This window comes from Sulfurimonas crateris, assembly GCF_005217605.1.
Taxonomy (GTDB): Bacteria; Campylobacterota; Campylobacteria; order Campylobacterales; family Sulfurimonadaceae; genus Sulfurimonas; species Sulfurimonas crateris.
The window spans coordinates 61853-82023 of record NZ_SZPX01000005.1; the positions used below are offsets into that span (position 1 = coordinate 61853).

Here is a 20171-nt window from a genome sequence, read left to right on the forward strand (position 1 = left end):
TAGTGAAAATTGCAATAGTTGAAGATGATATCAATATGAGAAAATCTCTTGAGATCGCTATGAGCGACTATAAAGAGTTTGAAATTCAGACATTTAAAAATGCAAAAGATGCACTAAAAGGTATTGACGATAGTTTTAACCTCGTTATTACAGATATTAATATGCCCGGTATGGACGGTATAGAGTTTGTAAAAACGCTCGGCGGAAAGTTTGAAGTCATCATTATGACAGGCAACGCAACTCTGCAAAGAGCCATCGAATCAATCCACCTTGGCGTAAAAGATTTTTTACTAAAGCCTTTTGATGTAGACACTCTGATCGAGGCGATCAAAAGAGAAGACAAGATACAAAAGGTCAAAAAAACTCTCCCAAAAACAAACAGCGACAACGCAGCAAGCAGTTTTTACGGAACATCAAAAGCTCTGGAGGCTGCTCTTAAAATTGCCGACAAAGCATCAAAGACGGATGCCAGCATTCTGCTGTTAGGTGAGAGCGGTGTTGGAAAAGAGGTCTTTGCATCTTATATCCACAACAACTCTCCCAGAGCGAAAAAACCTTTTGTAGCTATCAATATGGCGGCAATTCCCGATAACCTTATTGAGAGCGAGCTGTTTGGTTTTGAAAAAGGTGCTTTTACAGATGCAAGCGAAGCAAAAGCGGGACAGTTTGAACAGGCAAACGGCGGAACGCTCTTTTTGGATGAGATAGCGGAGATGCCTTACGGTGTTCAAGCCAAACTTCTACGCGCGCTTCAAGAGAAAGAGATAAGAAGACTAGGCTCCTCAAAAGGGATCAAAATAGACATCAGAGTGGTATCCGCTACAAATGCGAATCTGAACGAGAAGATAAAAAACGGCGAATTTAGAAGTGATTTATACTTTCGTCTAAATACTATTCCTGTGAATATTCCGCCTCTTAGAGAGAGAAAAGATGAAATATTGCAGATAGCACAAAAGGTTTTAGAGCAAAATTGTATAAAATACGGTTTTGATTTAAAGACTTTTTCGGATGAAGCTTTAAAGCAGCTGCTCGATTATCACTGGCCCGGAAACATAAGAGAGCTTATCTCAGTGGTTGAGAGAGCGGTTATACTAAGCGAGAGCGATGAGATAACACCACAAGAGCTTTTTTTAGAGTCACGCGTATTTAATTAAAACTATGAAGGAACAAATAATGTCGAAAAAATATAATGTAGCGGTAGTCGGAGCAAACGGTGCTGTCGGTGAAGAGATATTGGCTATTTTGAATGAGGTCTCTTTTCCTATCAACAAACTTGTCCCGCTGGCAAGTTCAAGAAGCTTGGGAAAAAGTGTAGAGTTCGGCAACAAAGAGATAGCCATCAAAGAGCTTACTGATACCGTATTTGAAGAAGAGGATATTGAGATCGCTCTCTTCTCTGCAGGCGGCAGCGTTAGCGCTCAGTTTGCAGCGGCTGCAGTAAAAGCGGGTGCGGTTGTAATAGACAACACTTCTCACTTTAGAATGGATGAGAACATCCCTCTCGTTGTACCTGAAGTAAACCCTGAAGATATCGCAAAATGGAAAAAATCGGGGATCATTGCAAATCCAAACTGCTCAACTATCCAGATGGTACAAGCCCTAAAACCTCTTGATGAAGCATACGGACTAACCAGAGTCGATGTCAGTACATATCAGGCGACTTCAGGTGCAGGAAAAAGCGCTATGGAAGAGCTTGTTAACCAGATGAAAGACTTTTTCAGTTTTAAACTTGACCAGAGCGAGCGCAAAGCGTTTAAACACCAGATCGCTCTAAACGTGATCCCTCAGATAGACACCTTTTTAGAAAACGGCTACACAAAAGAGGAGATGAAGATGGTAAATGAGACTACCAAGATCATGCACAAAAAGATCCCTCTAAGTGCTACTTGTGTACGTGTACCTACTCTTCGCGGTCATGCAGAAGCTTTGACACTTACATTTTCTCAAGATGTAGATGCATCCGAGGCAAGAGAGATCCTTAAAAAAGCTCCAAATATCATTGTTTTAGACAACCCAAGCGAGTCAGTTTATCCGATGCCGGCAATATCTTTAGAGAAGAACGAGACATTTGTTGGACGCATAAGAAATGATAATTTTTCAAAAAATATGCTGCATATGTTCATAGTTGCAGATAACTTAAGAGTCGGTGCTGCTACAAATGCGGTTAGAATCGCCCAAAAATGGGTAGAGATGGAAGAGGAAAAATAAAAATGTTAGAGAGAATGTTTGAAAAAACTCTGTGGAGTTCAAGGTTTATTGTAATCCTTGCGGTAGTTTTCGGTCTTATCGGTGCAATTTCGCTATTTATCGTCGCAAGCTTTGATATTTACGACACTGCAAAATATGTCATTATGACTTACATAAACCATGAGCACCCTGACCACTTTCACGAAAATATAGTAAGCGGGATCATTGGAGCGGTCGATCTCTATCTTATCGGCGTTGTTATGCTTCTCTTCTCTTTTGGTCTTTATGAGCTTTTCATATCGGAGATCGACCCTGCAAAAGAGTCAGATCATGATGAGACACAACTTTTGGCTATCCACTCTCTTGATCAGCTAAAAGATAAGATATCAAAAGTAATAGTTATGGTACTTGTCGTTGGATTTTTTCAAAAAGTTGGTCATACACAATATAACGGCGCATTAGATATGCTATACTTAGCGCTATCAATTACTGCCGTAGCAGTTGGACTTTTCTTCTTAGGCAAAGTTGGAAAAAGCCATTAATTACATAAAGAGAGGATGGGGAACTTCTCTCTTTATCGGGCTGCCGCCCTCACTAAAAATTCACTTATATAAAGGCAATCAATGAGTAAAATATTTGTAGATGCATGTTTTGGCAAAGAGACTCCATACACTCCGGTTTGGATGATGAGACAGGCGGGTCGTTACCTTCCTGAGTATATGGAAGTCCGCGCGCAAGCCGGAGACTTTTTGAGTCTTTGTCATGACCCGAAAAAGGCTTGCGAAGTCACACTCCAACCAGTTGATATAGTTGGAGTAGATGCAGCTATACTATTTAGCGATATATTGGTTGTACCTGATGAGATGGGGATGGATCTGGAGTTTATAAAGGGTGAAGGTCCTAAATTTAATGACCCGATCAAGACAGAAGCAGACCTGAACAGACTCCTTGGAGGCGAAGAAGCTGCGTCTAGGCTTACTTATGTTTACGACACGATCAAGCTTATAAAAGAGCAGTTGGCAGACGATAAAGCACTTATCGGCTTTACCGGTGCTCCTTGGACTCTTGCTACTTATATGATAGAGGGTGAAGGTACAAAGACTTACAACATCTGTAAAAAAATGATGTACTCAAACCCTGAACTTCTTCATAAGATACTTGTAAAAGTAACAGAGGTCGTAAAGCTCTATATGGAGAAGCAGATCGAAGCTGGTATTGACGTTGTTCAGATATTCGACTCATGGGCTGCGGCGATCGAGCCTTCAAAATATGATGAGTTCTCTTGGAAATATATGGTCGAGATAGCAGACTACTTAAAAGCGAAGTATCCTCATATCCCTATAATTATGTTCCCAAAAGGCATTCCTGCATTTTTAGACAAAGTTTACGGAAACTTTGAAGTGTTCGGTGTTGACTGGTCAACTCCGATGGCTCTTGCCAAAGAGAAGCTGGGTGATAAGTATGTCCTTCAAGGAAATATGGAGCCGTGCAGACTCTACTCACAAGAGGCTACTACAGAGTGTGTTGAAGCTCTGCAGGATATTATGGGTGGTAAAAGACACATATTTAACCTCGGTCACGGCATCCTCCCGGATGTTCCGGTTGCAAACGCAAAACACTTTATAGCTGAGTGCCACAGAGTCAGTAAAAAGTAAGTGAAGACTATCTTCGGCCCTATAAACTCAAGAAGATTCGGTTCTTCTTTAGGCATAGACCTCTCCCCTGCCCTTAAACAGTGCAATTTTGACTGCCTTTACTGCGAACTGGCTCCAAGTGCAACGACAGATAAACAGAGAGATGTCGTAGAGGTCTCTACTATTATTGCCGAATTAAAAGAGCATCTGCACGATAAGATAGATGTCATAACCATAACCGCGAACGGTGAACCTACCCTCTACCCTCACCTAGATGAACTTATAGATGAGATAAACAAGATAAAAAATGACACCCAGACGCTCATCCTCACAAACAGCGCAACGCTTGTAGATGAAAAGGTATTTAACTCTCTTTTAAAACTTGACCAGGTCAAACTCTCTCTTGATGGCGTAAGCGAGAGTGTTTTTAAGAGGATTGACAGACCGCACGCGGGCATAGAGATAAAAGATATTGTTCAAAAGGTCATAGAGTTCAGCAACACCTTTAAAGGAAAACTCTTTATTGAGATTCTTTTTGTCCACGGACTAAACGACACTCAAGATGAGATAAAAAAACTAAATGATGTTCTTCTAAACTTAAAGGTCGCAAGAGTTGATCTTGGCACTATAGACCGCCCGCCTGCATATCCCGTTAGCGGACTTAGCTACAAAGAGCTTCATGACGCATCTCTGCTCTTTGATGCCTCTCTGCCTATCCATATAGTTTCAAGAATTCATGCTGAGCCAAACAACACTCACTATGACGATGAAGAGATTTTAAACACGCTGGACAAAAGACCGCTGACTATGGATGACATCAACCTGCTCTTTGATGAAGAGAGTAAAAAAAGGCTCCAAAGCCTTATATCTGATGCAAAAATAGTTACAAAAAAAGTCGGAAATCTGGAGTTTTTAATACTGCATGAAAACGAGAAGAGAAAACGCTCCAAGTAAGGGGTAAAATTCTTGACTTTTTAAAACCCATTGAGTATAATTCCGACCTATCAAACATTCCGAATTAGCTCAGCGGTAGAGTAGGTGACTGTTAATCACTTGGCCACTGGTTCGAATCCAGTATTCGGAGCCACACTTTTTATAATCCCTAAAATACGAACTTTCAGAGTTTTAAAAATCTTTGGTAGCTATATGGTAGCCATTTTGTGCCCAAAGTATGCTCAACAATACCATTTCTTTTTGAAATAGCCAAACTTATTATAGACGCAAATTAATACTATTTTACGATACAATAAGATTATGAAATTTGAATGGGATTTAAAAAAAGAAAAATCTAATATCAAAAAACATAAAGTGACGTTTGAAGAAGCTGCTTATGTTTTTAGCGATAAATATTCACTAACTCTTTTTGATAATAAACATTCAGAAGACGAAGAGAGATGGATATTATTAGGGAAATCTTTAAATGCTATGGTGCTCGTGGTAGTTCATACATTTAGAGATAAAGATGGTGTTGAAATTGTCAGAATAATATCTGCTAGAAAAGCGACAAAAAATGAGCAACAAATATACAATGAAAGGTGTCCATTATGAAAAAAGAGTATGATTTTACAAATGCCCAACAAGGTAAATTCTATAGACCATTAAATGAATTAGATATTCCAATATATTTGGATGATGATGTAAAAAAATTTTTTATGGACAAAATAAAAAGTACAAAAGATTTTTCGTTAAACACTATTATCAACTCATTATTAAAACAAGACATTGAGATTTCTAAAAAACTAGCATAATTTTCGGTACCGTGTGGGTGCACGACATTAATGCCAAATCAACTTTATGCAATAAATTTATATTTTGAAAACTCCTTAAAAAAAACCACTAAAAACTCAATTTACTTATCATGCCAAAATGTGTCCGCTGAATCCCCTTTTCATAAAAAAGAAGTTTTTTTATGCTAAAATGCCCGATATATATTTTTAAGTTTAAATGGAAATCTATCAAAATCACTACTAAGAAGCAGCAAACTGTTTATGGATGAGAAGCAAGACCTAATAAAAAAACTATCATTTTTTAGCTCGCTAAACGAAGAACAATTAAGCACGATAGGTAGTATTTCCAAAATAACGTCATATCCCAAAAACTCTATCCTATACTACGAAAACGACATAAACGACAGAATCTTTTTCTTGATCTCGGGGCTTTTGAAAGTCTACAAAATAGATAAGTTTGAAAATGAGATATTTCTCTACCACATACAGAAAAACTCACTTATTTCCGAGCTTACAACACTAGATGACAACTCAATTCACTGCTTCTCAAATGCAGAGTTTTTAGATGAGAGCACCGTTTTAGAAGTTGATTTTACTGAGTTTAAAAATGAGTTTCTCTCCAAAAACATCTTAAATAACGAGTTTATAAATGAGATACTTTTAAAAACCCAACAGCTTCACTGCGTGGTAAACAGAGAGCTTGTTTTTGATGCAACGGCAAAAGTGGCATATACTCTGCAAAATGATCTTGAGATGTTCAACTCTCTAAAGAGACACGAGATCTCTTTTATGCTCCATATTCAGCCTGAGACTCTCTCAAGGGTTTTAAAAAAACTAAAAAGAAACAATATAATAGATATTGAAAATTCCAATGTAGTAATTATAGATAGCCAAAAACTTAACAAGATAATTAAAGGGTAGCCGTTATGACAATAAAATTCAATAAAATAAGCACAAAAATAAAAGTAATTGGTGCCCTGCTTATACTGTTGGTTGTGGGCGTCATAGGAACGACCATATATTTAACACAACAAAACATCAAAGATGCTTTGGTTATCAATATTGCGGGAAAACAGAGAATGTTAACTCAGGAGATATCAAAATCTATTTTCTATATACAGTACAGTGGTGTTTATGATTTTAAAGAGGCCGACAAGGCTACTACAGAATTTATATATGGACTGAGTACTCTAAAAAACGGTGATAAAGAAAAAGGCATCTCGGCAGTCTCCACAAGCGAAATATCTGCTCAGCTGCAATATGTGGAAAAACTATGGGATAGCTTCTATACCGACATTAAAGAGTATAAACAACTTGTGTACTTAGAGATCAAGCAAGAGCAACGCATCAGTGAAATAATAGAATCCATACATATAAACAATAGCATACTTTTAGAAAATGTGGATAAGCTGGTAACAATGTATACAGACCACAGTGAAGGCAAAATAAACTTTATAAGAACATTTCAGTATCTTGCCGGCATTATGCTTTTTCTGATCTTTATATACTCGATTATACAACTCAAAACTATAGAGTCTAACGCAGACGCATTTATGCAGTACTCAAAAATGCTTGCGGATAACGAAGATATATCAAATCTTACTCCAATAGAGATACAAGCTGAGAGTGAAAGTGAGATCGTAGAGGTAAGCGATACTATAAACTGCTTTATCAATAAGATAAACTCAGCTGTAGAGTACTCAAATGAAGCACTTCTGCAGTCTCAAAAAGCCTCATCCAAACTAGAAGAGCTAACCGATGAGTTCGACTCAATACTAGGTGAGCTAAAAGATAAGTCACTAGCCTGCAAACACCTGGACAATAGTGAGGACATGGTTATAGCATCGACTGAAGAGTTGATGAACTCTACAAAAAAACTTGCAAATCTAAAAAAAGAGTTAGATGAACTGCTTAAGAACTGCCAAGTGCTTAAATAGCTAAAGCTTATCGGTATTCTAAGCAATGCTTATATTACAAATTCTTATTAAATTAATCCTATCTTAATTCTAAAAACTACTTATTTGACTTAAGTCAAAGATTTTAATTCCTCTAAAGTGATAACATAGCTCTGTTAATGGACACCTTAACAAAAAAATTTAGACGTGATTTATTCTAAATTACGCTTACAAATTAAAAATAGGAGAAAATATGTCACTTTCAAGAAGAGAATTTCTTAAAAGTTCAGCGGCGGCATCTGCTGCAGCGGCTGTTGGTATGAGCGTACCGGCAGAAGTTGAAGCGGCTGCTTCCCAAGCTGAAGGCGACTGGAGATGGGACAAGGCGGCTTGTCGTTTCTGCGGTACGGGCTGTGGTATTATGATGGCAACAAAGAACGGTAAAATCGTTGCTGTAAAAGGGGATCCCGCTGCACCGGTAAATCGTGGTCTTAACTGTATTAAAGGTTACTTCAATGCAAAGATCATGTATGGTGCCGACAGGCTAACTCAACCACTTCTAAGAGTCGATGCTAACGGTAACTTCGACAAAAAAGGTAAGTTTGCTCCAATATCATGGAAAAGAGCTTTTGATGAGATGGAAACTCACATCAAAAAGGCGCTAAAAGCAAGCGGTCCTGAAGGAGTCGGTATATTTGCATCGGGACAATATACCATTATGGAGGGTTATGCAGCCCAAAAAATGATGAAGGCAGGTTTTAGATCAAATGCGATCGATCCAAATGCTCGTCACTGTATGGCATCTGCCGTTGTCGGTTTTTACCAGACATTCGGTGTTGATGAGCCTTCAGGCTGTTATGATGATATAGAACTTACCGATACAATAGTATCTTGGGGTTCAAATATGGCGGAGATGCACCCTATTTTATGGTCACGTGTAACTGATAGAAAACTCTCAGACCCTGATCGTGTAAAGGTTGTCTCTATTCAAACCTACACACACAGAACTTCAGATTTGGCTGACATAGAGATAATCTTCTCTCCAAATACAGATGGAGCTATCTGGAACTATATTGCCAGAGAGATCGTTATGAGAGATGAAAAAGAGGGCATTATTGACTGGGATTTCGTCAAGAAACATATGATATTTGCAGCCGGACCTGTAAACATAGGTTACGGTATGAGAAGAGAGGGTGAAAAATCACTAAAAGAGGGCAAGTACAGCGCATTAGAGATGGAGACTATCTCTAAAGAGATGAGTACAGTGGTATCTAAAAAAGAGGGTCCTGCTCTTGAGCCTTACGGCTATAAAGCTGGTGACACTATGAAGCATACTGCCGGTACTTTAGGTCACTGGGAGATCTCTTTTGAAGAGTATAAAAAATCTCTAGAGCCTTATGATCTTCACTATACGGCGACCATTTCAAAAGGTAATCCTGATGAAAATCTTGAAGAGTTCAAAGATAAACTTCAAGCTTTAGCTAACCTCTACATTGAAAAAAACAGAAAAGTAGTATCTTTCTGGACCATGGGTATGAATCAGCACACTCGCGGTACCTGGGTAAATACACTCTCATACAATGTACACTTTATGCTAAACAAGCAAGCTGTTCCAGGTTCTGGAGCATTTTCTCTGACAGGTCAGCCTTCAGCGTGTGGAACTGCTCGTGAAGTCGGTACATTTACGCACAGACTTCCTGCCGATATGATGGTAGCAAACCCTGAGCACAGAAAAATCTCAGAGCACAAATGGATGGTTCCTGAGGGAACAATTAATCCTGTAGGTGTTCAGCATATCATGAAGATACACCGTGATATTGAAGACGGTCTCATCAAATTTGCATGGGTAAACGTATGTAACCCTTATCAAGATACTGCAAGTGCTACTCACTGGATCAAAGCGGCACGTGAAATGGATAACTTTATAGTTACATCTGATGGCTATCCTGGTATCTCGGCAAAGGTTTCTGACCTTATTTTACCTTCTGCTATGATATATGAGAAGTGGGGAGCATACGGAAACGCTGAGCGTCGTACACAGCACTGGAGACAGCAGGTCATCCCTGTTGGTGACTCTATGAGTGATACATGGCAGTGGGTCGAGCTATCAAAAAGATTCACGGTCAAAGATGTATGGGGTGAGTGGGCTCCAAGCGGTCCTAGAAAAGATAAGCTTCCAAGCGTTATAGAGCAAGCAAAAGCTATGGGCTACAACGAAAACACGACTATGTTTGAGATACTATTTGCAAACGATATTGCAAAATCATACAAACTTGACCAAAATGATCCTATCCAAAAAGGGTACGATAACTCTGAGGGTTACGGAGACAGCAGGAATGTTGTAGGAAGTGACGGAAAAGTCTTCAAAGGATATGGATTTTTTATTCACAAATATCTTTTTGAGGAGTATGCAGCGTTTACTCGCGGACATGGGCATGACCTTGCACCGTTTGATATGTACCATAAAGTTCGTGGTCTTAAATGGCCTGTTGTTGACGGTAAAGAGACACAGTGGAGATTTAACGCTAAGTACGATCCTTATGCTGCAAAAGCTACAAAAGAGAGCGGAAATTCACACGCATTTTACGGAACACTTGCTAAAGCGCTTCCTTCCGGAGATTTACAAGGCGTTAAAGATAAAGAGAAGAAGTCTTTAGCTAACAAAGCCAAAATATTTGCTCGTCCGTATATGGATCCACCGGAAATGCCGGATGAAAAGTACGATACATGGCTATGTACGGGACGTGTGCTAGAACACTGGCACTCTGGAACTATGACTATGCGTGTACCTGAACTCTACCGTGCCGTACCTGAGGCTCTATGTTATATGCACCCAAAAGATGCTGAGAACAAAGATCTTAAACAGGGTGGCTTATGCTGGGTTGAATCTCGTCGTGGCAGAGTAAAAGCAAGAGTTGAGACAAGAGGAAGAAACAGACCTCCAAGAGGTTTGGTATTTGTTCCGTGGTTTGATGAGAAGGTGTTTATAAATAAAGTGTGTCTGGATGCAACGTGTCCAATGTCAAAACAGACCGACTTTAAAAAATGCGCCGTAAAAATCTATAAAGCGTAAATGAAAAGGAGAGGCAGTTCAATTTATAAAACTGCCTGTAGATATGAGAAGCAAAACAGAGAATGACAGAAGAAAATTTATCTTAAGAATGGCAAGAGGTGCAGGTATAACTGCACTTGGCGGGTTTATATGGAGTGCGTATGTTGATGAAGTCACGGCTTCACAACTTATTTTGCGTCCGCCTGGTGCCATAAAAGAGGACGATTTTCTTCGTACCTGTATTAAGTGCGGGCTTTGCGTAGAAGCATGTCCTTATGATACTCTGCTACTTGCAAAACCGGGAGACAACAAACCTTTGGGAACACCATATTTTATTCCCAGAGATATTCCTTGTTATATGTGTCCTGATATTCCGTGTGTACCGGTATGCCCAAGTGGAGCACTAGATGAATCAAGCGTTACTACAGATGGCAAACTTGACATAAAAATAGCCGAGATGGGGCTTGCTGTTATTGACAGAGAGACCTGTATAGCTTTTTGGGGGATTCAGTGTGATGCCTGTTATAGAGCCTGCCCTATTCTGGGTGAGGCAATAACAGTTGAGTACAGCAAAAATGACAGAACAGGAAAGCATGCCTACCTGACACCTCTTGTTCATTCAGACGCCTGCACAGGTTGCGGGCTTTGCGAAAAGGCGTGCGTAACTGACAAAGCTTCTATATTTGTACTTCCAAAAGAGGTTGCAATGGGTAAAGCGGGAAGTTACTACATAAAAGGCTGGGACAAAAGTGATGAGAAGCGTCTAGAAGAGGCTTCTTCCATCAAATCGACTACGGAGATAAGCAAAGAGAAGGCTATCGACTCTCTAAATAGCGATATGGAGGATTTATACTAATGAGAACTCTTTGGAATAAATACCGCTATCTAATGTTTAGAAGAACAACACAGATAGGTCTGCTATTTTTGTACTTTGGAGCAAATATGTGGGGATGGGAGATACTTATGGGCAACCTAAGCTCTTCTCTCCTCTTTGGCATGATCCCTTTAAGCGACCCATACGCAGCACTGCAGATGCTAGCTGCAGGCGCTCTTTTAGCGACTGATATAATAGTCGGTGCTTTAATAATTACCGTTTTTTATATGATAATTGGCGGTCGTGCATTTTGCAGCTGGGTTTGTCCCGTAAATATAGTGACAGATGCTGCGGCACTTTTAAGAAGAAAGATAGGAGTTGACGAATTTGCCAAGAGACAACCAGCTTCGCGAAATATGCGATACTGGGTCTTGGCACTTAGTCTGATCATCTCTTTTTTGATGGGCATAACTGCTTTTGAATTTATATCGCCTATATCAATACTTCACAGAGGTATAATATTTGGCTTTGGATTTGGCTGGGCGGCAGTTCTTATTATCTTTCTTTTTGATCTTTTAGTTCTAAAAAACGGATGGTGCGGTCACATCTGCCCTCTTGGCGGGTTCTACTCGCTTGTAGGTAAGTTTAGTTTGATAAGAGTAAAACATACTCAGGAAAACTGCACCGAGTGTATGAAGTGTAAAGTTGTCTGCCCAGAACAGCAGGTTCTTTATATGATAGGCAAGGAGAGCATTCCTGTTCTCTCTGGCGAGTGTACAAACTGTGCAAGATGCATAGAGGTTTGTGATGATAATGCTCTTGGTTTTTCAATAAGAGAGTTAGTAAAAAATAAAAAAGTGGGAGATTAAAATGAAGGCAATGTATAAAATAACGTTTGGTTTGACTGCCTTACTGATGGTCGGTTTCATCGGTGACGGCGCTCAAGCTGCACAACAAAAAGGTGTGAATGCAACAATTTCTGAGGAGTCGTTGGGATTAAGAAAAACAGATATTTACAGCGAGGATGGCACGGTAGCAGATGAGACAAAATACTCAACGGAACAGGCAACTACGAGTACAAAAATAAAAAGAGCGTTTCAGGATGCTCCGCCGATGATTCCTCATGATACTGTCGGTATGCTTCCGATCAAGATAAACGACAATAGATGTATCAGCTGTCATATGCCTGATATCGCAGGTTCTATGGGTGCGACTCCTATTCCGGATTCACACTTTACGGATTTTAGACCTAAACATAAAGTTGAAGGCGGTGTGTTTAAGCAAGTGATTGATCCTTACAAGAACGAAGTGGCTATAAAAGAGGATAACAAGCTTCAGGGTGCTAGATTTAACTGTTCTCAGTGTCATGCTCCGCAATCAGAGGGCGAGTTAGTAGTTGAAAATACTTTTGAGCCTGTTTTTACAAGCAAAGATGGTGCAGAAAAATCAAGCTGGAGCGGTAAAAAACTTACAGAAGCTCTAAATACGCTCGGTGATGAGAGTTTTATTACGCAAGATGATATTGCAAACAAGAACTCTCCTGCAGGCAGTTTAGAGGGTGCAAAGCACTAATGCAAAGAAGAGAGCTCTTTAGCTCTCTTGCTTCATCAATAAACACAAAGAAGCAAGAGAAACTCTTAAGACCGCCATATTTTAGCGATGAATCTCTTTTTCATAAAGAGTGTAACAAATGCGATGCCAAGTGCGCCTCTGTTTGTGAAGAAGATATAATAAAGATCGCAGATAATAAAACTCCGCATCTGCTTTTTTCTAGTAGCGGCTGTACATATTGCGACAAATGCGCCGATGCCTGTGAATACGGAGTGTTAAACATTGAGAATAAAAACAGAGTTGCGGCTATAATCTCAATTGACAAAAGCAGCTGTATAAGCTGGGGACATACCATGTGTTTTTCATGTAAAGATCCATGTATGTTCAGTGCGATAGATTTTAAAGCGATGTTTATGCCAAGCATAAACGAGAACTGTACTGCATGCGGACTATGTATAAGCAGATGTCCGACAGATGCAATAAAAGTAAAGGTTGTTTAATGAGAGCATTACTGTTTTTAGCTCTTCTATTTTCGCTTCTTTTTTCTTCAGAGATAAAAGAGCCGATTAGAAGTTTTACCTCAAGCGGCGGTGTCGTTGACCTGCTCTATAAAAATGGAAAACTTTACAGCGCTACAAATGCCAGCTGTGTAGATATCTTTGACTACAAAAGCGGAGAGCTTATTAAGAAGATTAAAGTTGAGAAGATAGAGGACTTTATGGGTGATCTCGTAGACTCAAAAGTCTACTCTGTAGATCTGTTTGACGAAAAGATATTGGTTCTTTCACAGGACAGGCAGGGATTTAGAAGAGTTCATATACATCAAGATGAAAAGAGCAAGCTTCTGTTTGACTACTCCAAATCTCTTACCGTTTCAAAGGCGAGATTTTTGGATGAAAACACTATTTTGCTTGGACTGCTAAGCAATGAACTGGTCTCATATGACATCAACAAAGGCTCCATAAACTGGATGATCCAAGTCTCGGGCGCAAAATTTTCCGACTTTGTTCTAAGTGAGACAAAAGAGATAGTGGTAGTTGCCGATGAGAGCGGGGATCTGAAGATCCACAGCACAAAAGACGGAAAACGGCTAAAACTTCTCTCAGGACAAAATCTGGACAACGTGTTTCAGGTTGATTATAAGAACAGTGTCATAGCGACTGCGGGGCAAGACAGAAGAGCCGTTATTTACGATTTAAAGTCAGACTCATCACACTACTTTGAGTCAGGATTTTTGATCTATAGTGTCGGTCTGTCGCCAAGCGGCAGAGTAGTCGGATATGCAAGCGATGAGGAGAACAATATATCACTTGTCGATCTCTCTACAAAAGAGTTGCTCGGCATATTTGGCGGTAACAAAATGACTCTTACAAAAATAGTTTTTGTAGATGAGAGTGAGTTTTTAGCCGCTAGTGATGACAGGGTCATTAATCTATATAGTGTAAAATAAAAAAGAGAAAAGGAAATATAATGAATATCTCAAGTATAGTAGTTCAAACAGTGCCAAAATACCTAGAAGAAGTTGTTGAAAACCTTAAAAATTGTGATGCGTGTGACTACCATATGCATGATGAAAAAGGCAGAATAATTATTACGATAGAGGGTGACGGAGTTGCTCAGGAGCTTGAAAAGCTAAGAGTTATAGAATCAATACCTCACGTAATTGCAGCGGATATGCAGATGTCTTACAGTGAAGATGAACTTGATGCACATATGGAAGTGATAAACGGTGGAGATGCCGTTCCAAAGATGCTAAACGACGACTCGATTGATGCTTCTAAAATAGTATACAACGGCGATCTAAAGAAAAAAGATGATCTGGCTACTTTTACTAAAAAATTTGATGAAACGAAGAGGTGAATTTTGTCCGTAATATTTGAGTCAACTATAAAAATGGCTCCCAAGAGCCGTGAAGAGTGGTATATAGAGTTAAAAGATACAATAAGCGGAAAAACAGAGATATGCAAGAATCTCCAAGAGTACTCCAAAAAGGTCGAGGAGCTTGGAGCAGACTATGGCGGACATGTGGATGAAGTGAGATGGATCAAAGATGAGAGCGTTCCGCTTCACGTAATGGACGTGGTCAGGTTCGAGATGTCTAAACTGCAAAGAGAGCTAGAAGATGAGATGGGAAAACCGCTAATTAGCGAGGATGCAAGTTAGATGGAAGCAAAAGCTATAAGAACAACAAGATACTTAAACAAAAGCGAAATAAAAGAGCATCTAAAAAACGTAGAGTTTATCATTATGGCAGCACCATCACCGGAACAATTCAAAGAGAGCCCGATCCACTTTACTATATTTTTAAATACATCTGATAACCTGCCTAAAGATATCCAAGATGCTATTTTAGATAAATTTTTAGATGAAAACGGCATACAAAACCCTATAGAGATGATGAGCCAGATCATGCCGGTGGGCTTCTCTGAGGGCTCTCATGAGACACTTATGCCTCTGCTTCTTATAAAAAAAGAGGATATGGTAAACATCCCGAGTGTGCCGTTGTTTGTCTTTGATTTTCTGGCAGACTCGGAGAACTTCTATGAGGCAAAAGAGAAGAGCTTGACCGGCTGGAGCTACAGCTACAGCGACTAAAACTTAAAAGAGAGAGACTCTATCTCATCTACTGTTTTTACAATATGATGCGATAGATTTTCACACCCGTTTTTTGTAACTAAGATATCATCCTCTATCCTGATCCCTATCCCGCGATACTTTTTCGCTACACTTTTGTCGTTTTTGTCAATATAGAGACCCGGCTCAATTGTAAGCACCATCCCTTTTTGCAGAGCTATCTCTCTCTCTTTTGCGTCTCTGTATGGTGCTGGGTCATGAACATCTATCCCCATCCAGTGACCTATGCCGTGCGGATAGTATTTTTTGTGCTTATTCTCTTTTATGAGCTTTTTATAATCACCCTTTAAAATTCCAAGCTCCACCATCCCTTTTGTAAGAAGTTTTTCGGCACTCTCTTGAAGATGGCTTCTTTTAACAAGCGGCTTTATCATAGATATTATTCTAAGCTGTGTATTTAAAACCAGATTATAAAGCTCTTTTTGAGCCTTTGAATACTTTGCGTTTACCGGTATCGTCCTTGTTATGTCACTTGCGTAGTAATTATGCTCGCATCCAGCATCTATGAGTATTAGCTCGCCCTCTACAAGCAGTTTGTCGTTTTTGATGTAGTGAAGCGTGTTTGCATTGTTTCCGCATGCCACTATTGAGGTGTATGCATCACTGTACGCCGCATTTACTTTAAACTCATGCTCTATCTCGGCTTGAAGCTGATACTCGTACTTGCCTATTTTATCCATTGTCATGGCTCTGTGATGCGCTTTTGCGGTAATATTGATCGACTCTTTTATCATCTCTATCTCTGCGGCTGATTTTATAAGTCTCATCTTCTGCACAAGCGGTACTATGTCATGCTTGGCTTTAATATCTTTTGTCAATTTTGAGACTTTTTTAACGACGCTTTTTTTTGAACTTGACTCAAAGTAGATATTTTTCTTCCCTTTTATATGCCCTTTAAATCTTTTTTCAAAATCTTCTATTGCGCAGACCTCATCTACCAAAAATATCTTTTTAGCCTCTTTGACACCTAGCCTCTCGCCCGTCCAAAGCTCAATAAATTTGTCTTTTTTGTGAAGGAACAGAACTGTTTTTGTCTTGCCTTTGCTCTTTAAAAATAGAAGTGCCGCGCTATCCTCTTTAAAACCGCAAAGGTAGTAGAAATTGCTATCTTGTCTGTATGGATGATGTGTGTCGTGAGAGCGTGTTGCGGGTTCTGCGCTAAATATAACTCCAATAGAATCATTTGAGAGTTTTTTTAACAGCCGCTCTCTTCTTTTTTTGTACTCCTGCTCTTTTATCATCTGCATACTCCGTCCAACCACTCGATATTTTGCATTATTATCTCAGACAGAGCGCTTTTAAAAGCCTCTGCCCCGCCCTGTGCATCAAGGCTCTTTGTCATGGCTTTTGAGCTAAACGTCTGGTTTTTAAAAACATTGTTTGTCTTAGAATCTATCAGCGAGAGATTTAAAACAACCTCGACATGAGACTCTTTCATATCTTCGCTAAAGAACTGCATAAACTTCTCTATGTTCGTCTCTAGTATAAAATCACTTTTTATTCTCGACTTTGATGGGTGAACGCTCTTAAAGAGTCCTGCCTCTCTTATGCTTTTTAAAAGAATGGACTCTATCATAACACTCGGTGATTCTTGCCACTGTGACTGAGAGTAGGCAAAGACTCTCCTGTTTGACTCCATATACTCCATTCTGTGCGATGAGAGTGAGCTTGAAGAAAAAGCTTTTGAGATTTTGAGTGACTTCTCTTTGAAGCCAAGAGCGCTGCTGTTTATCTTTAGATCATCTATTGCAACACTATACTGCGCAACCGAAGGCTTTATTGTTGTACAACCGCTTAAAAACAGTAATAAAATTATTAAAACTACTCTCATCTATTTCTCCCCCGGTCCTTTTTTGATCTCTTCTTTCATAAACATTATGTCCGCAGGACTTCTCTCATACCTGCTTATTGTCTCTTCAATTTTTAGTATGAGATTTTGCATATCCAAAAGAGTACTGTTCATAGCAGGAGCTATTTCACCACTAATCTCTTTTATATTATTCTCGCCGCTCTCTATTGCCATGCTAAATCTGTTCATTGACTCCTCTATGCCCAAGTAGCTATTTTTTATAGAGTCAAATGCTGCGGATATATCATCTTCGAATCTACCGCTTTTGCTTACAAGCTCATCAACTCTAGGTATAAGTTTATCAATTTTTTCAGATGAGTTTTTTAGATTTTTCATACTCTCTTTAAAATTTTGTGTCGTATTTTCATCAAGTATGCTGTTTATTTTGGAGATCAAAATAGCGCTGTTTTTCAGAAGAGTAGTTATCTCCTCCTGATTTTTATCACTTAGCAACCTGCTTGTTTTTTGAAGTGTATCTGCCAGATCTTCAGATATATCTATAAACCTGTTCTCTAGTTTTATAAGGATAGAGGGAACGGACTTTATTACTGGATAATCTTCATTCTCTCTAAGTGCAAGCGGTTTTGCATCTACATCACCGTTTATGGTAAGGTTTATATAGCTAAGACCGGTAATTCCCTGAGATGTAAGCTGCGCCTCCGTTGATGTCTTTATAGGAGTCTCTTTTAGTATCTCGACCAAGACCTCAACCTGTTCTAAGTTGTGTCTGCTTATGCCAAGATCTACCACTTTTCCTACGCTCAGTCCCTTATATTTAACGGGCGCATCAAGATTAAGTCCTAAAACGGACTCATTAAAGTATATGATATATCTCTGCATTTGAGCCTCTTTAGTCGGCTTTAAAAGCCAAAAACCAAACATAGCCATACCTGCAATCCCGATAAGTACCAAAATTCCTATAACAACATAATTTACTCTGTTATTCATGAAATCCGACCTTGTTTATATCCATATTAAAAAATCTACTGATAAAATCACTATTTGAACCCGATAAATTTTCCAAACTTCCCTCGTAGACTATTTTTTTATCATCAATTATAGCAAGAGTGTCGATTGTATCATAAACGGACTGTAAGTCGTGTGATACCATAACGACGCTAAGTTTTAGAGTGTCACGAAGCTTCACTATAAGAGCGTCAAACTCTTTTACAGAAATAGGGTCCAGACCGCTTGTCGGCTCATCCAAAAATAGAAGTTCAGGATCCATAACAAGCGCGCGGGCAAGCCCTGCTTTTTTCTTCATCCCCCCGCTGAGCTGGGATGGGTAAAGAGCTCCGTCACCCTGTTTTAATCCGACAATGCTTATCTTAAAATCGACTATCTCATCGATCATAGCATCTGAGAGATCGGTGTACTCTACAAGAGGAAGAGCTATGTTCTCTTTTAGGGTGAGTGACGAAAAAAGAGCGGCTGATTGAAACAGAACACCCCACATCTGTCTAAGCTTCTGGGCCTCTTTATATTGTATATTTTTAAGATCATATCCCAGTACTCTGATGCTTCCGCTTTGCGGCTCTTGAAGCATTAACATCTCTCTAAGAAGTGTTGTTTTTCCGGCACCGCTAGGTCCCATTATTGCATATATCTCACCCTTTTTTATATTTAGGCTAAGTCCGTCATGAACCACTCTCTCATCAAAAACTGTTCTTAAATCTCTAACTTCGATTATATTGCTCATCATATTCCCAGCTTTGTAAGAATAATTGAGAAGATAGCGTCACATATTATTACTGCAAATATGGCTTCAACAACGCTCTTTGTCGTGTTGCTTCCAAGGCTTTGCGTACTGTCTTCTACGCTAAGCCCTCTATGAATTGCTATTGCAGCAATTAAAAAACCAAAAAACGGTCCTTTTACAATACCGACAAAAAAGTGTTTTGCCGCAATAACCTCTGCAAATCTATCTAAAAAAAGAGTTGAACTGATGCCCAGATCGATACTTGCTATGATCATACCGCCGAGTATCCCCATAATATCTGCTACAAAGATAAGGATGGGCACGACTATCATCAGTGCAAAAATTCTAGGAAGAACCAAGAATTTATATGGGTTAAACCCCATAGTCTTCATCGCATCAAGCTCTTGGGTTATCTTCATAGTACCTATTTGTGCCGTATAAGCTGAAGCGCTTCTTCCCGCTATGACTATGGCAGTTATAAGAGGGGCTAGTTCTCTTAGTATTGATATTCCAAGCATATCAACTATAAATATATTTGCTCCATATATTTTTAGCTGATATGCCGACTGATATGCGACTACGACCCCTATCAAAAATGTTGTAATCGAGACTATGCTCAGAGCTTTTACACCACTCTCGTTGATCTCAAAAAGCATCTCTTTGTACCTGATGTTCTTTAAAGATGAGAGGTAGTGAAAAGTGTTTGCAAACAGCTCTCCCAAAAAGGCTATAAAATCTACAAAGAGAGTATATTTATAGTAGGTCAATCTGCCTAATCTCTCCAAAATCCCTCTTTTTTTAGGCTCTGCTTTTTTCTCATATCTGCTTTTTTGCCTTTTTACTAAAGCAAGCATACTTAAAATATCTTCATCATCACATACGATTTCTAACTTGATAGCATCTAATTTTAGTTCTTCTTCAAGATTATAAAAAAATATAGCAGCGGCACTATCTAGCAGAGTTGCTTTTGTAAAATCTAAGAGTACGGTTTTGTATTTGTGTAATTGGAGAGCGTTGATCTTTTTTTGGATTTTTGAGATGTTATAAAGGGTCAACCCTCCCCCGAATGTTAGAGAGAGAAGGTTGTCGGCATAAGAGATATCTAAAGATGAATTTTGCATAACAAAAT

The 20171-nt window shown here is 39.2% G+C and carries 23 protein-coding genes and 1 tRNA gene; 19 read left to right on the top strand and 5 right to left on the bottom strand.

The window, feature by feature from the left end; translation table 11 throughout:
• Positions 1–2 precede the first annotated feature (2 nt).
• From FCU45_RS07005 to FCU45_RS07095, 19 genes are all read left to right on the top strand, one after another.
• The gene (locus FCU45_RS07005) at positions 3–1154 is read left to right on the top strand and encodes a sigma-54-dependent transcriptional regulator (protein ID WP_137013708.1); all 1152 of its coding nucleotides are present in this window, start codon (positions 3–5) and stop codon (positions 1152–1154) included.
• 19 nt (positions 1155–1173) lie between these two features.
• Positions 1174–2208, top strand: a complete 1035-nt coding sequence (locus FCU45_RS07010; RefSeq protein ID WP_137013710.1) for an aspartate-semialdehyde dehydrogenase — start codon at positions 1174–1176, stop codon at positions 2206–2208.
• Between the two features lie 2 nt (positions 2209–2210).
• Complete coding sequence (locus tag FCU45_RS07015) at positions 2211–2729, top strand: YqhA family protein (RefSeq protein ID WP_137013712.1); 519 nt, start codon at positions 2211–2213, stop codon at positions 2727–2729.
• Between the two features lie 81 nt (positions 2730–2810).
• Positions 2811–3842 carry a uroporphyrinogen decarboxylase gene (gene hemE, locus FCU45_RS07020; RefSeq protein WP_137013714.1) on the top strand — a complete coding sequence of 344 codons (1032 nt, stop codon included), beginning with the start codon at positions 2811–2813 and terminating at the stop codon, positions 3840–3842.
• Complete coding sequence (locus FCU45_RS07025; protein ID WP_137013716.1) at positions 3843–4775, top strand: radical SAM protein; 933 nt, start codon at positions 3843–3845, stop codon at positions 4773–4775.
• A gap of 58 nt (positions 4776–4833) precedes the next feature.
• Positions 4834–4908: transfer RNA gene (locus FCU45_RS07030), tRNA-Asn, on the top strand.
• A gap of 167 nt (positions 4909–5075) precedes the next feature.
• A complete protein-coding gene (locus FCU45_RS07035) occupies positions 5076–5369 on the top strand; it encodes a BrnT family toxin (protein WP_137013718.1) in 294 nt (97 codons plus the stop codon).
• Positions 5366–5569 carry a hypothetical protein gene (locus tag FCU45_RS07040; protein ID WP_137013720.1) on the top strand — a complete coding sequence of 68 codons (204 nt, stop codon included), beginning with the start codon at positions 5366–5368 and terminating at the stop codon, positions 5567–5569. The genes FCU45_RS07035 and FCU45_RS07040 overlap by 4 nt, the downstream gene beginning before the upstream one ends.
• Positions 5570–5809: 240 nt before the next feature.
• A complete protein-coding gene (locus FCU45_RS07045; protein WP_137013722.1) occupies positions 5810–6469 on the top strand; it encodes a Crp/Fnr family transcriptional regulator in 660 nt (219 codons plus the stop codon).
• A gap of 5 nt (positions 6470–6474) precedes the next feature.
• Entirely contained in the window at positions 6475–7485 is a 1011-nt protein-coding gene (locus tag FCU45_RS07050) for a type IV pili methyl-accepting chemotaxis transducer N-terminal domain-containing protein (RefSeq protein ID WP_137013724.1), read from the top strand.
• 211 nt (positions 7486–7696) lie between these two features.
• Positions 7697–10516 carry a nitrate reductase catalytic subunit NapA gene (gene napA / locus FCU45_RS07055; RefSeq protein ID WP_137013726.1) on the top strand — a complete coding sequence of 940 codons (2820 nt, stop codon included), beginning with the start codon at positions 7697–7699 and terminating at the stop codon, positions 10514–10516.
• Positions 10517–10559: 43 nt separating this feature from the next.
• Positions 10560–11351 (top strand): ferredoxin-type protein NapG, encoded by a 792-nt coding sequence (napG, locus tag FCU45_RS07060; RefSeq protein ID WP_137013728.1) that lies wholly within the window; start codon positions 10560–10562, stop codon positions 11349–11351.
• Entirely contained in the window at positions 11351–12178 is an 828-nt protein-coding gene (gene napH / locus FCU45_RS07065) for a quinol dehydrogenase ferredoxin subunit NapH (RefSeq protein WP_137013730.1), read from the top strand. The genes napG and napH overlap by 1 nt, the downstream gene beginning before the upstream one ends.
• A gap of 1 nt (position 12179) precedes the next feature.
• Positions 12180–12881 carry a nitrate reductase cytochrome c-type subunit gene (locus FCU45_RS07070; RefSeq protein WP_137013732.1) on the top strand — a complete coding sequence of 234 codons (702 nt, stop codon included), beginning with the start codon at positions 12180–12182 and terminating at the stop codon, positions 12879–12881.
• Positions 12881–13360 carry a 4Fe-4S binding protein gene (locus FCU45_RS07075; RefSeq protein WP_137013734.1) on the top strand — a complete coding sequence of 160 codons (480 nt, stop codon included), beginning with the start codon at positions 12881–12883 and terminating at the stop codon, positions 13358–13360. The genes FCU45_RS07070 and FCU45_RS07075 overlap by 1 nt, the downstream gene beginning before the upstream one ends.
• Positions 13360–14310 carry a PQQ-binding-like beta-propeller repeat protein gene (locus FCU45_RS07080; protein WP_137013736.1) on the top strand — a complete coding sequence of 317 codons (951 nt, stop codon included), beginning with the start codon at positions 13360–13362 and terminating at the stop codon, positions 14308–14310. The genes FCU45_RS07075 and FCU45_RS07080 overlap by 1 nt, the downstream gene beginning before the upstream one ends.
• 20 nt (positions 14311–14330) lie before the next feature.
• On the top strand, positions 14331–14720 hold the full coding sequence (locus FCU45_RS07085; RefSeq protein WP_137013738.1) for a chaperone NapD: 390 nt from the start codon (positions 14331–14333) through the stop codon (positions 14718–14720).
• A 3-nt stretch (positions 14721–14723) separates the two neighbouring features.
• Positions 14724–15023, top strand: coding sequence for a hypothetical protein (locus FCU45_RS07090; protein WP_137013740.1), 300 nt, complete (start codon positions 14724–14726; stop codon positions 15021–15023).
• Positions 15024–15455, top strand: a complete 432-nt coding sequence (locus FCU45_RS07095) for a hypothetical protein (RefSeq protein WP_137013742.1) — start codon at positions 15024–15026, stop codon at positions 15453–15455.
• On the opposite strand, the gene FCU45_RS07100 is transcribed toward FCU45_RS07095, so the two are convergent.
• The 5 genes from FCU45_RS07100 to FCU45_RS07120 are packed head-to-tail and all read right to left on the bottom strand — an operon-like array spanning position 15452 to position 20163.
• The gene (locus tag FCU45_RS07100) at positions 15452–16735 is read right to left on the bottom strand and encodes an aminopeptidase P N-terminal domain-containing protein (RefSeq protein WP_137013744.1); all 1284 of its coding nucleotides are present in this window, start codon (positions 16733–16735) and stop codon (positions 15452–15454) included. The two genes, FCU45_RS07095 and FCU45_RS07100, sit on opposite strands and share 4 nt — an antisense overlap.
• Complete coding sequence (locus FCU45_RS07105) at positions 16732–17325, bottom strand: ABC-type transport auxiliary lipoprotein family protein (RefSeq protein WP_137013746.1); 594 nt, start codon at positions 17323–17325, stop codon at positions 16732–16734. The genes FCU45_RS07100 and FCU45_RS07105 overlap by 4 nt, the downstream gene beginning before the upstream one ends.
• Positions 17326–18291 (bottom strand): MlaD family protein, encoded by a 966-nt coding sequence (locus tag FCU45_RS07110; RefSeq protein ID WP_246032267.1) that lies wholly within the window; start codon positions 18289–18291, stop codon positions 17326–17328. It lies immediately after the preceding gene.
• The gene (locus FCU45_RS07115) at positions 18284–19042 is read right to left on the bottom strand and encodes an ABC transporter ATP-binding protein (protein WP_137013748.1); all 759 of its coding nucleotides are present in this window, start codon (positions 19040–19042) and stop codon (positions 18284–18286) included. The genes FCU45_RS07110 and FCU45_RS07115 overlap by 8 nt, the downstream gene beginning before the upstream one ends.
• The gene (locus FCU45_RS07120) at positions 19042–20163 is read right to left on the bottom strand and encodes an ABC transporter permease (RefSeq protein ID WP_137013750.1); all 1122 of its coding nucleotides are present in this window, start codon (positions 20161–20163) and stop codon (positions 19042–19044) included. Before FCU45_RS07120 ends, FCU45_RS07115 begins: the two co-directional genes overlap by 1 nt.
• Positions 20164–20171 lie beyond the last annotated feature (8 nt).

Excerpts from the sequence above, each read along its gene's own strand:
- FCU45_RS07010 (WP_137013710.1), top strand. The coding sequence starts at position 1,174 with ATGTCGAAAAAATATAATGTAGCGGTAGTCGGAGCAAACGGTGCTGTC.
- FCU45_RS07015 (WP_137013712.1), top strand. The coding sequence starts at position 2,211 with ATGTTAGAGAGAATGTTTGAAAAAACTCTGTGGAGTTCAAGGTTTATT.
- hemE (WP_137013714.1), top strand. The coding sequence starts at position 2,811 with ATGAGTAAAATATTTGTAGATGCATGTTTTGGCAAAGAGACTCCATAC.
- FCU45_RS07035 (WP_137013718.1), top strand. The coding sequence starts at position 5,076 with ATGAAATTTGAATGGGATTTAAAAAAAGAAAAATCTAATATCAAAAAA.
- FCU45_RS07040 (WP_137013720.1), top strand. The coding sequence starts at position 5,366 with ATGAAAAAAGAGTATGATTTTACAAATGCCCAACAAGGTAAATTCTAT.
- FCU45_RS07045 (WP_137013722.1), top strand. The coding sequence starts at position 5,810 with ATGGATGAGAAGCAAGACCTAATAAAAAAACTATCATTTTTTAGCTCG.
- FCU45_RS07050 (WP_137013724.1), top strand. The coding sequence starts at position 6,475 with ATGACAATAAAATTCAATAAAATAAGCACAAAAATAAAAGTAATTGGT.
- napA (WP_137013726.1), top strand. The coding sequence starts at position 7,697 with ATGTCACTTTCAAGAAGAGAATTTCTTAAAAGTTCAGCGGCGGCATCT.
- napG (WP_137013728.1), top strand. The coding sequence starts at position 10,560 with ATGAGAAGCAAAACAGAGAATGACAGAAGAAAATTTATCTTAAGAATG.
- napH (WP_137013730.1), top strand. The coding sequence starts at position 11,351 with ATGAGAACTCTTTGGAATAAATACCGCTATCTAATGTTTAGAAGAACA.
- FCU45_RS07070 (WP_137013732.1), top strand. The coding sequence starts at position 12,180 with ATGAAGGCAATGTATAAAATAACGTTTGGTTTGACTGCCTTACTGATG.
- FCU45_RS07075 (WP_137013734.1), top strand. The coding sequence starts at position 12,881 with ATGCAAAGAAGAGAGCTCTTTAGCTCTCTTGCTTCATCAATAAACACA.
- FCU45_RS07080 (WP_137013736.1), top strand. The coding sequence starts at position 13,360 with ATGAGAGCATTACTGTTTTTAGCTCTTCTATTTTCGCTTCTTTTTTCT.
- FCU45_RS07085 (WP_137013738.1), top strand. The coding sequence starts at position 14,331 with ATGAATATCTCAAGTATAGTAGTTCAAACAGTGCCAAAATACCTAGAA.
- FCU45_RS07095 (WP_137013742.1), top strand. The coding sequence starts at position 15,024 with ATGGAAGCAAAAGCTATAAGAACAACAAGATACTTAAACAAAAGCGAA.
- FCU45_RS07100 (WP_137013744.1), bottom strand. The coding sequence starts at position 16,735 with ATGATAAAAGAGCAGGAGTACAAAAAAAGAAGAGAGCGGCTGTTAAAA.
- FCU45_RS07105 (WP_137013746.1), bottom strand. The coding sequence starts at position 17,325 with ATGAGAGTAGTTTTAATAATTTTATTACTGTTTTTAAGCGGTTGTACA.
- FCU45_RS07110 (WP_246032267.1), bottom strand. The coding sequence starts at position 18,291 with ATGAATAACAGAGTAAATTATGTTGTTATAGGAATTTTGGTACTTATC.
- FCU45_RS07115 (WP_137013748.1), bottom strand. The coding sequence starts at position 19,042 with ATGAGCAATATAATCGAAGTTAGAGATTTAAGAACAGTTTTTGATGAG.
- FCU45_RS07120 (WP_137013750.1), bottom strand. The coding sequence starts at position 20,163 with ATGCAAAATTCATCTTTAGATATCTCTTATGCCGACAACCTTCTCTCT.